Annotated in this window: 9 protein-coding genes; all 9 read left to right on the top strand. The window is 65.5% G+C overall.

Annotated features, from left to right (window positions below):
* Nucleotides 1–252: 252 nt before the first annotated feature.
* Complete coding sequence (locus EGT50_RS01080) at nucleotides 253–1,758, top strand: amino acid permease (RefSeq protein ID WP_127950769.1); 1,506 nt, start codon at nucleotides 253–255, stop codon at nucleotides 1,756–1,758.
* 99 nt (nucleotides 1,759–1,857) lie between these two features.
* On the top strand, nucleotides 1,858–3,354 hold the full coding sequence (gene ahcY / locus EGT50_RS01085; RefSeq protein ID WP_127950770.1) for an adenosylhomocysteinase: 1,497 nt from the start codon (nucleotides 1,858–1,860) through the stop codon (nucleotides 3,352–3,354).
* Between the two features lie 115 nt (nucleotides 3,355–3,469).
* Nucleotides 3,470–4,138: a dTMP kinase gene (locus tag EGT50_RS01090; protein WP_127950771.1), complete on the top strand. Its 669-nt coding sequence runs from the start codon at nucleotides 3,470–3,472 to the stop codon at nucleotides 4,136–4,138.
* Between the two features lie 68 nt (nucleotides 4,139–4,206).
* On the top strand, nucleotides 4,207–4,884 hold the full coding sequence (gene mtrA / locus EGT50_RS01095) for an MtrAB system response regulator MtrA (protein ID WP_127946284.1): 678 nt from the start codon (nucleotides 4,207–4,209) through the stop codon (nucleotides 4,882–4,884).
* Nucleotides 4,881–6,740: an MtrAB system histidine kinase MtrB gene (mtrB, locus tag EGT50_RS01100; protein WP_127950772.1), complete on the top strand. Its 1,860-nt coding sequence runs from the start codon at nucleotides 4,881–4,883 to the stop codon at nucleotides 6,738–6,740. Before mtrA ends, mtrB begins: the two co-directional genes overlap by 4 nt.
* Nucleotides 6,737–8,524: an MtrAB system accessory lipoprotein LpqB gene (lpqB, locus tag EGT50_RS01105; protein ID WP_408014572.1), complete on the top strand. Its 1,788-nt coding sequence runs from the start codon at nucleotides 6,737–6,739 to the stop codon at nucleotides 8,522–8,524. The genes mtrB and lpqB overlap by 4 nt, the downstream gene beginning before the upstream one ends.
* Before the next feature lie 40 nt (nucleotides 8,525–8,564).
* The gene (locus EGT50_RS01110) at nucleotides 8,565–9,266 is read left to right on the top strand and encodes a ComF family protein (RefSeq protein ID WP_127950773.1); all 702 of its coding nucleotides are present in this window, start codon (nucleotides 8,565–8,567) and stop codon (nucleotides 9,264–9,266) included.
* Between the two features lie 259 nt (nucleotides 9,267–9,525).
* Nucleotides 9,526–10,197, top strand: coding sequence for a ribosome hibernation-promoting factor, HPF/YfiA family (gene hpf, locus EGT50_RS01115; RefSeq protein ID WP_127950774.1), 672 nt, complete (start codon nucleotides 9,526–9,528; stop codon nucleotides 10,195–10,197).
* A gap of 188 nt (nucleotides 10,198–10,385) precedes the next feature.
* Nucleotides 10,386–13,247 (top strand): preprotein translocase subunit SecA, encoded by a 2,862-nt coding sequence (gene secA / locus EGT50_RS01120; RefSeq protein WP_235870503.1) that lies wholly within the window; start codon nucleotides 10,386–10,388, stop codon nucleotides 13,245–13,247.
* The last annotated feature ends 17 nt before the right edge of the window (nucleotides 13,248–13,264 follow it).

Raw genomic sequence — 13,264 nt, forward strand, 5'->3', positions numbered from 1 at the left:
CCGACCGTGCCCGATGTGATCGGCTAGCGCCGACCGTGCCCGATGTGATCGGCTAGCGCCGACCGTGCCCGATGTGATCGGCTAGCGCCGACCGTGCCCGATGTGATCGGCTAGCGCCGACCGTGCCCGATGTGATCGGCTAGCGCCGACCGTGCCGATGTGATTGCCTTTCGGTCGGCCGTTCGCGAAACTGTCCCGGGTCCCATCTGCGGGCTTAGGCTGTTGACGAATCCGACCCCCGAGGAGGCTGCGATGGTGTTACCCGATCCGAAGCCGGCGAGCAGCCGCTCGGGGTTGTTCCGAACCAAGTCGGTCGAGCAGTCGATCGTCGAAACCGACGAACCCGAGACCAAGCTCCGCAAAGACCTCACTGCGTGGGACCTCACGGTCTTCGGTGTGGCGGTCGTGATCGGAGCGGGGATCTTCACACTCACCGCACGGACCGCGGGCAACGTCGCCGGACCATCGGTGTCGCTTGCCTTCGTGATCGCGGCGGCCGCCTGCGCCCTGGCGGCGCTGTGCTACGCAGAGTTCGCCTCCACTGTTCCGGTCGCGGGAAGCGCGTACACGTTCTCCTATGCGACGTTCGGTGAGTTCATCGCCTGGATCATCGGCTGGGATCTGATTCTCGAGTTCGCGCTCGCAGCGTCGGTGGTTGCGAAGGGCTGGTCACTGTATCTCGGTGAGGTGCTTGGTAGTTCGAGTCCGATAGTCAGCATCGGGCCGATCGACGTGGACTGGGGTGCCGTACTGGTCATCTCGGCCATCACCGTTGTGCTGGCAACTGGCACCAAGTTGTCGTCGCGGGTGTCGGCGGTGATCACCGCGATCAAGGTTGCGGTGGTCCTTTTCGTCGTGGTGCTCGGCGCCTTCTTCATCAAGTCCGAAAACTACTCGCCCTACATTCCCCCGGCGGCGTCCGGCAAGACGGAGGAAGGCTTGTCGCAGTCGCTGTTCTCGTACCTCACCGGAGCGGGCGGGAGTGACTTCGGCTGGTACGGACTGCTCGCCGCGGCCAGCCTGGTGTTCTTCGCCTTCATCGGTTTCGATGTTGTCGCCACGACTGCGGAGGAGACCAAGGACCCCCAGAGGGCGCTGCCCCGCGGCATTCTCGGTTCACTGGCGATCGTGACCGTGCTGTATGTGGCGGTCACCCTCGTGCTGACCGGAATGGTGAACTACACCGAACTGGCCGGCAACGATTCGACCCTCGCGACGGCGTTCGCTCTCAACGGGATGGACTGGGCGAAGAACCTCATCTCGGTAGGTGCCCTCGCCGGTCTTACCACCGTCATCATGGTGATGCTGCTCGGGCAGACGCGCGTGCTGTTCGCGATGTCGCGCGACGGGTTGATGCCGCGGGGCCTCGCGCCGACCGGCAAACACGGAACACCGGTGCGGATCACCGTGCTTGTCGGTTCCGTCGTCGCTGTCCTCGCGGCGGTCTTCCCGATCGGAACACTCGAAGAGATGGTCAACATCGGCACTCTGTTCGCGTTCGTGCTGGTGTCGATCGGCGTCGTGGTGCTGCGTCGTACACGGCCCGACCTTCCGCGCGGATTCCGGGTGCCCTTGGTGCCGTGGCTGCCGATCCTCTCCGTCCTGGCGTGCGTGTGGTTGATGATCAATCTCTCTGTGGAGACGTGGTTCCGCTTCCTGGCGTGGATGGCGATCGGCGTCGCCATCTACTTCGTGTACAGCCGCCGGCATTCGCTGCTCGGTGCGCGCGAGCGTGCGGCGGCCCGCGGCGACGGTTGAGTTCAGCGGCCGGGTGCTCATGAGGTAGTGCCCGTCCCCGGCCTCTACCGACACCCGATAGCCTGGGTCTGATTCCATATGGCTATCAGGAGAAGCAGCATGACGACCTCAGTTCCATCGGGCCCGGTGGCAGAGCATCGCAACGGTATCGACTTCAAGGTGGCGGACTTGTCGCTCGCGGAGTTCGGTCGCAAGGAAATCCGCCTCGCCGAGCACGAGATGCCCGGTCTGATGGACCTGCGTCGTGAGTACGCGGACGTTCTGCCGCTCAAGGGTGCTCGCATCTCCGGGTCTCTCCACATGACCGTCCAGACGGCGGTCTTGATCGAGACCCTTGTTGCGCTTGGCGCGCAGGTCCGTTGGGCCTCGTGCAACATCTTCTCGACGCAGGACCACGCGGCCGCGGCCGTCGTCGTCGGCCCCCACGGCACGCCGGAGGAGCCGAAGGGTGTTCCCGTCTTCGCTTGGAAGGGAGAGACTCTCGAGGAGTACTGGTGGGCCGCCGAGCAGATGCTCACGTGGCCGGCTGGTGCCGATGGAACACCCAGGACCGCCAACATGATTCTCGACGACGGTGGTGACGCCACGATGTTGGTGCTGCGCGGTACGCAGTACGAGAAGTCCGGCGTCGTCCCGCCCACCGACGACGAGCACGACTCTGACGAGTACAAGGTGTTCCTCGCTCTGCTCCGCAGGTCGCTCGAGGCGGACGCGGGCAAGTGGACCGCGATCGCCGAGTCCGTGAAGGGGGTCACCGAGGAGACCACGACCGGCGTCCTGCGGCTCTACCAGTTCGCGGCCGCCGGTGAGCTCGCATTCCCGGCGATCAATGTCAACGACTCGGTCACCAAGAGCAAGTTCGACAACAAGTACGGCACCCGCCACTCGCTGGTCGACGGCATCAACCGTGGTACCGACGTGCTGATCGGTGGCAAGGCTGTGCTCTTGTGTGGCTACGGCGACGTCGGTAAGGGTTGTGCCGAGGCGCTGCGCGGTCAGGGCGCTCGCGTCACCGTCACCGAGATCGACCCCATCAACGCCCTGCAGGCCATGATGGACGGCTTCGACGTCAAGACAGTCGAGGAGTTCATCGGCCAGGCCGACATCGTCGTGACCGCGACCGGTAACAAGGACATCATCTCGTTCGAGCACATGAAGCAGATGAAGCATCAGGCGATCCTGGGCAACATCGGCCACTTCGACGACGAGATCGAAATGGCGACGCTCGAACGCTCACCCGAGGTCACACGGATCAACATCAAGCCACAGGTCGACGAGTTCCGCTTCGCCGATGGCCACTCGATCATCGTGCTGTCTGAGGGGCGCCTACTGAACCTGGGCAACGCGACCGGCCACCCATCGTTCGTCATGTCGAACTCGTTCGCGAACCAGACGATCGCGCAGATCGAGCTGTTCACCAAGAGCGACGAGTACGACAACGAGGTCTACCGTCTCCCCAAGTACCTCGACGAGAAGGTTGCCCGCATCCACGTTCAGGCCCTCGGTGGCTCCCTCACGAAGCTGACCAAGGACCAGGCCGAATACATCGGCGTCGACGTCGACGGGCCGTACAAGCCCGACCACTACCGGTACTGATTCGTACCGGTCGGTTTTACGCCGATCGTCGCGGCGAACGGCCGGGGATGGCTTCCTGCCATCCCCGGCCGTGGTCGTAGCGGGGCCGTGGTCAGCACCGATAGGCTCGGCGCTCGTGGGAACTCTGATCGCCCTGGAAGGGCTCGACGGCGCAGGCAAGCGCACACTCGTCGCGAAGGTCGTCGCCCGGCTCGAGCAGCACGGCCTGCGGGTCGCGACGCTCGACTTCCCCCGTTACGGTGCTTCCATCCATGCCGATCTCGCCTCGGAGGCGCTCAAGGGGGCCCATGGTGATCTGAGCGAGTCGGTCCATGCGATGGCCGTGATGTTCGCGCTGGATCGCGCCGGTGCGGCCGAGCAGTTGAAAGAGCTCCTTGCGGCGCACGACCTCGTGATCCTCGACCGTTACGTCGCCTCGAACGCGGCCTACGGCGCCGCCAGGCTGCACCAGCACGGCGACGGTGAGTTCGTGGCCTGGATCGAGGATCTCGAGTTCGGACGTCTCGGGCTTCCGCGACCGGACCTGCAGATGCACCTCGACGTGCCGGTTGCGCTCGCCGGGGAGCGGGCACGGCGGCGCGAGGCGGGGGACAGTGTGCGCGCGCTCGACGCCTACGAGAAGGACAGCGAACTACAGGCTCGCACGGATGCTGTCTACCGTGAGTTGGCCGCGGCGAGCTGGAACTCGCAATGGTGGACGATCGCTCCCGATACTGATCCGGGCGCTTTGGCGGCTAAACTGGCACACTTACAGCAACGGGACGACACGCCGCAGCAACCTTAGGCGGCACTCCTCAGGAGTGAATGCTCCTTATTCGTGTTTCGCAGCCTCGAAGATGTAACGATAGGGATATGAAGCCAAGAATTCTGGTTGTCGACGATGACACAGCGCTCGCCGAGATGCTCACCATCGTGCTCCGCGGTGAGGGGTTTGAGCCTTACGTGGTGGGGGACGGCAGTCAGGCGTTGGCGGCTGTCCGGGAGACCCGGCCTGACCTAGTGCTCCTGGATCTCATGCTTCCGGGGATGAACGGCATCGACGTATGCCGTGTGCTGCGGGCCGAGTCGGGCGTCCCGATCGTCATGCTCACCGCGAAGACGGACACCGTGGATGTGGTCCTCGGTCTCGAATCCGGTGCGGACGACTACATCATGAAGCCGTTCAAGCCGAAGGAACTCGTGGCTCGGGTGCGCGCGCGTCTGCGCCGCACCGAGGAAGAGCCGGCCGAGGTCCTGAGCATCGGCGACATCATGATCGATGTACCGGCCCACAAGGTGACGCGCGACAACGCGCTCATCTCGCTCACCCCGCTCGAATTCGACCTCCTCGTCGCGCTCGCACGCAAGCCGCGACAGGTGTTCACTCGCGAGGTTCTCCTCGAACAGGTCTGGGGATACCGGCATGCTGCCGACACCCGACTGGTGAACGTCCACGTGCAGCGACTGCGCGCGAAGGTCGAGAAGGATCCCGAGAATCCCGAAGTGGTGCTGACGGTCAGGGGGGTCGGCTACAAGGCCGGACCACCGTGATCGGTGCCGGTCGTAACCGGCGGCGTGTCAACCGGGCATTCGCGTCGCTGATCGGCTGGTGTCGGGCATGGGGAAACTGGCTTACTCACCTCTGGCGTCGGTCACTTCAGCTCAGGGTCGTCGTCTCGACTTTGTCACTGTCATTGATCGTGATCACGATCCTGGGTGTCGTGCTCACGAGTCAGATCACCGATCGGCTGCTCGAGGCGAAGGTCACAGCCGCGACGGAGGAGATGGATCGGGCTCGCAGCACCATCGAGGCGCAGCTCTCGGGCGCTGACGACAGCGGATCGCTGCAGTTGCGACTCGATGCGGCTCGACTTGCACTGACTAACCGAGAGCCCGAGGGTGGTCAGACCTCAGGCTCCGCAGGTACCTTCGACCCGGTGCTCATCGTGCCGGGCGACGGACCCCGTGAACCCACCTACAGCGGGCCATTGGATGAGGTCCCGACGAGCCTGCGTGACTTCGTCCAAGCGAACCAGATCAGCTATCAGTTCGCGACGGTGTCCGACCCGGACGGCTATTCGGGTCCCGCGTTGGTCATCGGCAGCCCTACGTCGTCGGACATCTCCACGCTCGAGCTGTACCTGGTATTCCCGCTGGCCAGCGAGGACCGCAGCCTCTCGCTCGTACGTGGAACGATGCTGATCGGTGGCGCGGTCCTCGCTGTTCTGCTGGCCGCGATCTCGATGCTCGTGGCGCGGCAAGTGGTGCTCCCGATCCGGTCGGCGTCGCGCATCGCAGTGCGATTCGCGGACGGCCGGCTCAAGGAACGCATGCCGGTTCGGGGCGAGGACGACATGGCGCGACTGGCGATGTCGTTCAACGAGATGGCCGAGAGCCTGTCGAAGCAGATCATGCAGCTGGAGGAGTTCGGCAATCTGCAGAAGAGATTCACTTCGGATGTGAGTCACGAGCTGAGGACACCATTGACGACCGTTCGCATGGCCGCGGACCTCATCCACGACAGCAGCGACGACCTCGACCCGCTCCTCAAGCGGTCGTCCGAGTTGCTGGTCACGGAGTTGGACCGGTTCGAGAGCCTGTTGGGAGACCTGCTCGAGATCTCGCGGCACGATGCCGGAGTCGCGGAACTCGCGGCCGAGCAGTTGGACGTGCGGATGTGTGCAGAGGCGTCGATCTCGACGGTTCGGCATCTGGCCAGGGAGACGGCGACCGAACTCATCGTGGACTTCCCTGACGATCCGGTGATCGCGGAGGTCGATCCACGCCGCGTGGAACGCATCCTGCGCAACCTGCTGGCGAACGCGATCGACCACGGCGAGGGTAAGCCTGTCTTGCTGAGGCTGCGGGCCGACGATGATGCTGTCGCCTTCACCGTGCGTGACCAGGGCATCGGTTTGCGGCCAGGGGAGGAGAAGTTGGTCTTCAACCGCTTCTGGCGGTCGGATCCTTCCCGGGTGCGTCGTTCGGGCGGCACCGGCCTGGGACTGGCGATCAGCGTCGAGGACGCGAACCTGCACAACGGCACCCTCGAGGCATGGGGCGAGCCCGGTCGCGGCGCGTGTTTCCGGCTCACGTTGCCGCGGGTGCGCGGGCGCAAGGTCACTCGTAGTCCGTTGCCGCTCAAGCCGGGCACCGCGAAACTTCCGCAGGGCCTACAGTTGCCTGGAACGCGAGCGGTAGCGGCGAACGGGGGCGCGGAGGCGTTGCCCGAGGAGGTGCGTCTCGAGCAGGCAGCCCTCGGCGGCGCTTCCACGTCTGCCGGCGAAGAGTCTCCTGCCGCGGGTGTGCAGGCAGAACTGCCTGAGGTGTCCACAGTGGCCATGCAACCGGACCCGGATCCGGACGAGTCCCCGACGATCCCGAGGGTGCGGGAGCGGAAGTCGTGAGGGGGCGTCGTTCACGCTGGGCGTACCTGCGCGTCGCGGGTGCGGCGCTCACGCTCGCCATCCTTGCCTCTGGCTGTGCGAATCTTCCTGACTCGTCGGCGCCCCAGGCGATCGGCACGATCCAGCCGGCGCCGCACAACACGAGCGTCCCCGCCCCGGCTCCCGGGCGAGAGCCGGAACTGTTGTTGCGGGATTTCATCGAGGCCTCCGCGGACCCGGCAAACCGCCATCTCGCGGCCCGCCAGTACCTCACCAAGGAAATGTCGGCCCGATGGGACGATGCCGCGAGCGCGACGATCGTCGACAAGATCGACCTGATCACTGACTCGCGATCGGCCGACCATGCGGTCTACACGGTCCGGGCCAACCGGGTTGGCCGACTCGAGCCGGGCGGCGTCTACCGCGCGGTGCAGGGACAGTACGAGGCCAAGTTCAGTTGGGTCAAGGTCGACGGTGAGTGGCGTATAGATGATCTGCCTGACGGCGTGATCATGGACCGGCCCGATTTCCTCAGTTCCTACCAGCGCAATTCGCTGTACTTCCTCGAGCCGACTTCGCAGACCGTCGTCCCGGACCCACGCTGGGTTGCCTCGAGTCAGGACCAGCGCGCGACCCAATTGATCGGTCTGCTCATCGACGGGCCCAAGTCGTTTCTGTCGGGGGCGGTGCGCAACGAACTCGGTTCCGGCGTGTCGGTGTTCGGCCCCATCACCAAGGCCGACGGCCAGCAGTCCCGGGTCGGTGTCGGGCTGGGTGGAATACGCGTGGACTTCCAGGGGCTGGGTCAGATGAGCGTGGAGTCCCGGGAACTTCTTGCCGCGCAGGTGATCTGGACCCTGGCGAACGCGGACATCTCGGGGCCTTACGTGCTGCTTGCGGACAGTCAACCACTTGACGAGCGGTACGCGAGTGGATGGACCACGGCGGACGTCGCCTCGCTCAATCCGCTGGCGACGGCGAGTGCACCTGTCGGGCTGCACGCGCTGAACGGGGGCGGACTCCTCCGCGTCGGCGACGGCGGCGTCGCGCCGGTGCCCGGATACTTCGGGGCGTCCGACAACCTTCGTTCGGCCACGATCTCACCGGACGGGACCCTGACGGCTGCGGTCGCGGAGACGCGGCTCCCTGCACCGGAGCCACAGACGGCCTTCGTCGTGGGGACGTATGACGGCAACGTCGCGACAGCACTCGAGGCGCAGACGATCACTCGGCCCACGTGGGCGCTCGACGGCTCCACCGTGTGGGCCGTGGTGAACAACTCGACCGTCGTGCGGGTTGTCCGCGAGACCGGCACCGGCAAGCTCACGACGATCGACGTCGAGAGTGGCGCCATCTCCGAGTTGGGCGGGCCGATCACGGAGCTACGGTTGTCCCGGGATGGCGTCCGGGCCGCACTGATCGTGGACGGTGAGGTGTACGTCGCAACGGTGACACGCCCGTCGGACGGCGGGTACTCGCTGACCGAGCCCCGGGCCATCGCACACGGCCTGGGCAGTCCCGCGGTGTCGCTCGATTGGAGCACAGCGGACACGGTGGTCGTGGTCCGTGCCGGTTCGGATGATCCGGTCGTGCAGGTGGCCGTCGACGGGTCTCGGATGGATAGGCTGCCGAGTCGGAATCTCACGTCACCGGTTGTCGCGGTCGACGCCACGTCAACCACCGAGTACGTCGCCGATTCGCGTGCGGTCTTCGAGCTCAAGAAGAATGGCCAGGCCGGTGACCAGTACTGGCGTGAGGTGCCCGGACTGGCCGGTTCCCGCGCGATTCCAGTGCTGCCAGGTTGATCCGGTTGCCGTAGTCGTCGGGGGCCGTTGCCGGGGGGCGATGGTTGTCGTGGGCGGCGGGCACACTGATCGCGTGCGCGCGCTCCTCGACCTCGTCCTGCCCGCCGAATGCGGGGGCTGCGGTAGACCCGGTAATGGTTGGTGCGACAGGTGCAGGTGTGCTCTGGCCGATGTGCCCGTCGCGGTGTGTCCTCGCGTGGACCCCGGTGTCCCCGTGTGGGCGCTCGGGCCGTACTCGGGACCGCGGCGCAGTGCGGTGATCGCGGCGAAGGAACGGGGTCGGCGTGATCTCGCCGACCCGTTGGGCCTCGCTCTCGCTCACGCGGTCGAGACCCTGCGCCGGTGGAGCGAGCTCGCTCCGCCCCGGCGCGGACCGCTGTGCCTCGTGCCGGCGCCGACGCGTCCCCGCGCCGCGCGCAGGCGCGGGGGCGACCCGGTTCTGCGGTCGGCCCGTGTCGCGGCAGGGGTTCTCCGTGACGGCACCCGCGTTGCGCCGATCTTGTCGATGCGTCGGGGTGTACGGGACTCCGTCGGACTGTCCGTGACGCAGCGGCAAGAAAATCTGGCCGGCCGGATCACAGTCTCAGGGGTGGCGCAGCCCCGGACCGGCGATGTGTCGGGTCTCGAGGTGGTCCTGGTCGACGATGTCGTCACGACCGGAGCAACCGCGGCGGAATCCGTTCGTGCCCTCGCCACCACGGGACTGTGCGTCGCGGGCGTGCTCGTCGTGGCGGCAGCATGATTGGACATTCGCAGCACTGTCCGGTAGACCCCTCCTGCCCAGCGGATTAGGACGAGTCCGACAAATGTCTCGCAGGACACATTGGTGAAGTGGGGCTGAACGGTGGCAAACGAAGCGGTTACGTACTAGCGTCGGTCACACCCGAAGTCACAGGTGGGAGGTGATATTCCACATTCTGATTCCGGGTGGTTCCCCGCCCGGTTCGAGATCGAACTCGCCGGTCTCACGAACTGAGCCGGCCGTTAATCGGGAGGTACGAGTGACGACCCCTGCAAAGGCCTCGGTCTTCGTGGATGAGGACACTACAGAGGCTTCAGTTCCGTCGGGCGTCAGTAACGCCGAAATCGTCGTCAAAGGACGGAACGTGGAAGTTCCGGACCATTTCCGGGTCTACGTTTCAGAGAAGCTCGCACGACTCGAGCGTTTCGATCCCACCATCTTCCATTTCGACGTCGAGCTCCAGCACGAACGCAATCGCCGACAGGCCAAGAGCTGTCAGCGAGTCGAGATCACGGCCCGCGGCAAGGGGCCTGTCGTCCGAGCCGAAGCGAGTGCGGACAGTTTCTATGCGGCGTTCGAATCCGTGACTGCCAAGCTGGAAAGCCGATTGCGTCGCACGAAGGATCGGCGCCGCGTCCACTACGGCGAGAAGACTCCCGTCTCCGTGGCGCAGGCGACAGCCACTCTCGCACAAGACGATTCGTTGGCGATCGATCGCGAACACTCTCTGGACGGCGAGGCTCCGCTCGGTCCGGGGCAGATCGTCCGGACGAAGGTTCACCCGTCCGAGCCGATGACCGTCGACGACGCGCTCTACGAGATGGAACTGGTTGGACACGACTTCTATCTCTTCCACGACAAGGAGACCGACCGGCCTTCGGTCGTGTACCGCCGCCATGCGTTCGACTACGGGTTGATTCGCCTGGCGTGACATCGCGGACTGTCGGTCTACTCGCTTGACCGTGATTGCGCATACCATGGGATCCGGCAGGGGTCACCCGACCTCGGCCGGATTCTGCTGTCAAGTACCTGACGTGGGATCCTGACATCGGATTGAGGACAAAGAAGACTGTGCCGTCACTGTCGCTATCGAAGCTGCTCCGTGTAGGTGAAGGCCGCATGGTGAAGCGGCTGAAGAACATCGCCGACCATGTGTCCTCCCTCTCTCCCGAGGTCGAGAAGCTGTCCGACGAGCAGCTGCGGGCAAAGACCGACGAGTTCAAGAAGCGCTTCGCGGACGGCGAGTCGCTGGACGAGATGCTGCCCGAGGCATTCGCGGTGGCCCGTGAAGCATCCAGTCGCGTCCTGACCCAGCGCCACTTCGACGTCCAGGTGATGGGTGGCGCGGCGCTGCACTTCGGCAACGTCGCCGAGATGAAGACCGGTGAGGGCAAGACGCTGACCTGCGTCCTTCCGGCGTATCTCAACGCGATCTCCGGTGCCGGTGTGCACGTGGTCACCGTCAACGACTACCTCGCCCGGCGTGACGCGGAGTGGATGGGTCGTGTCCACCGCTTCCTCGGGCTCGAGGTCGACGTGATCCTGTCCGGTATGACGCCGGCGGAGCGGGCCAAGGCGTACGCGGCTGACATCACGTACGGCACGAACAACGAGTTCGGCTTCGACTATCTACGCGACAACATGACGCACACCCTCGACGATGTGGTCCAGCGTGGCCACAACTTCGCCATCGTCGACGAGGTCGACTCGATCCTCATCGACGAGGCCCGCACCCCGTTGATCATCTCGGGTCCGGCCGACGCGTCCAGCAAGTGGTACGGCGAGTTCGCGCGCATCGCGCCGCTGCTCAAGCGGGACGTCCACTACGAGGTCGACATCAAGAAGCGCACGATCGGCGTGCACGAGGCCGGTGTCGAGTTGGTCGAGGACCAGCTCGGCATCGACAATCTGTACGAGGCTGCGAACTCGCCGCTCGTGAGCTACCTGAACAACGCCATCAAGGCGAAGGAGCTCTACCAGCGCGACAAGGACTACATCGTCCGCGACGGTGACGTCATCATCGTCGACGAGTTCACCGGGCGAATCCTTGCCGGCCGCCGCTACAACGAGGGCATGCACCAGGCGATCGAGGCCAAGGAAAAGGTCGAGATCAAGGCCGAGAACCAGACCCTGGCGACGATCACGCTGCAGAACTACTTCCGGCTGTACGACAAGCTGTCGGGCATGACCGGTACGGCCGAGACCGAGGCCGCCGAGCTGCACCAGACGTACGGATTGGGCGTCATCCCGATCCCGACGAACCGTCCACTGATCCGTGCCGACAACGGCGACTTGATCTACAAGACCGAAGAGGCAAAGTTCAACGCGGTCGTCGACGACGTCGTCGAACGGCACCAGAAGGGTCAGCCCGTTTTGATCGGCACCACGAGCGTGGAACGCTCCGAGTACCTGTCGAAGCAGTTCACCAAGCGCGGCGTCGCGCACAACGTGCTCAACGCGAAGTTCCACGAGCAGGAGGCGACCATCATCGCCGAGGCCGGCCGTTCGGGTGCCGTCACCGTTGCGACCAACATGGCTGGTCGTGGTACCGACATCGTGCTCGGGGGCAACCCGGACATCATCGCGGACATCGTGCTGCGCAAGCAGGGCCTCGATCCGGTGCACAACCCGGAGGAGTACGAGGCGGCCTGGGAGGGCGCCCTCGAGAAGGTCAACTTGGAAGCCCAGGAGGATGCCGACAAGGTCCGTGATGCCGGCGGTCTGTACGTGCTCGGTACGGAGCGGCACGAGTCCCGCCGCATCGACAACCAGCTGCGTGGTCGTTCCGGCCGTCAGGGTGATCCGGGCGAGTCCCGGTTCTACCTGTCGCTCGGTGACGAGTTGATGCGGCGCTTCAACGGTGCCGCACTCGAGTCGATCATGACGCGCCTGAACCTGCCCGACGACGTCCCGATCGAGGCCAAGATGGTCTCGAAGGCGATCAAGAGCGCGCAGACACAGGTCGAGCAGCAGAACTTCGAGATCCGCAAGAACGTCCTCAAGTACGACGAGGTGATGAATCAGCAGCGCACGGTCATCTACGAAGAGCGCCACCGCATCCTCGAGGGCGAGGACCTCGAGGGCCAGGTGGAGTCGATGATCACCGACGTCGTGACCGCCTACGTCGACGGCGCGACCACCGAGGGCTACGTCGAGGACTGGGACCTCGAACAGCTGTGGACCGCGCTCCAGACGCTGTACCCGGTCGGCATCGACCACAAGGAACTCGTCGGTTCCGCAGAGGCCAGTGAGTCCGACCTCGACCGCGACGGACTTCTCGAGGCACTGCTGAAGGATGCGCGCGACGCGTACGCCAGACGGGAGCAGCAGATCAACGAGGTCGCCGGCGAGGGTGCCATGCGTGAACTCGAACGTCGCGTGCTGCTGTCGGTACTGGACCGCAAGTGGCGAGAGCACCTCTACGAGATGGACTACCTCAAGGAGGGCATCGGCCTGCGAGCGATGGCGCAACGTGATCCGCTGGTCGAGTACCAGCGCGAGGGCTACGACATGTTCACCGGGATGCTCGACGGCCTCAAGGAGGAATCGGTCGGCTTCCTGTTCAACCTGCAGGTCGAGGCCGGCGCCCCACAGGCCGGCGCCCCACAGGCCGGCGGCGCTCCGGTGAGCGTGACCGCGGCGTCCGCTGCAGCCACGGCGGCCGGCGGGCCGGCGCTCGGCGGTCAGCGTCCGGTTGAACCCACCCGCTCAGAGGCCCAGCCCGCGCCGCAGCCGCAGCCACAGCCGCAGCCACAGCGGGCTCCGGTCGCACTCCGGGCCAAGGGTCTCGACGAGGAGAGGCCGCGCGGGTTGACGTTGTCGGGTCCGGCGGAGGACGGTAGCGCTCAGGTCAGCCGAGTTGCCGGTGACCGAGGTGCCCGTGACGCAGATGGCCCGGCGGGCACGCGCCGCGAGCGCCGCGAGGCAGCCCGGGCAGAAGCCAAGTCCAAGAAGGCGCCCAAGTCCAAGCGCAAGCGCTGAGGCCGGGCCCGACCCGG

This window comes from Rhodococcus xishaensis (assembly GCF_004011825.1).
GTDB lineage: Bacteria > Actinomycetota > Actinomycetes > Mycobacteriales > Mycobacteriaceae > Prescottella > Prescottella xishaensis.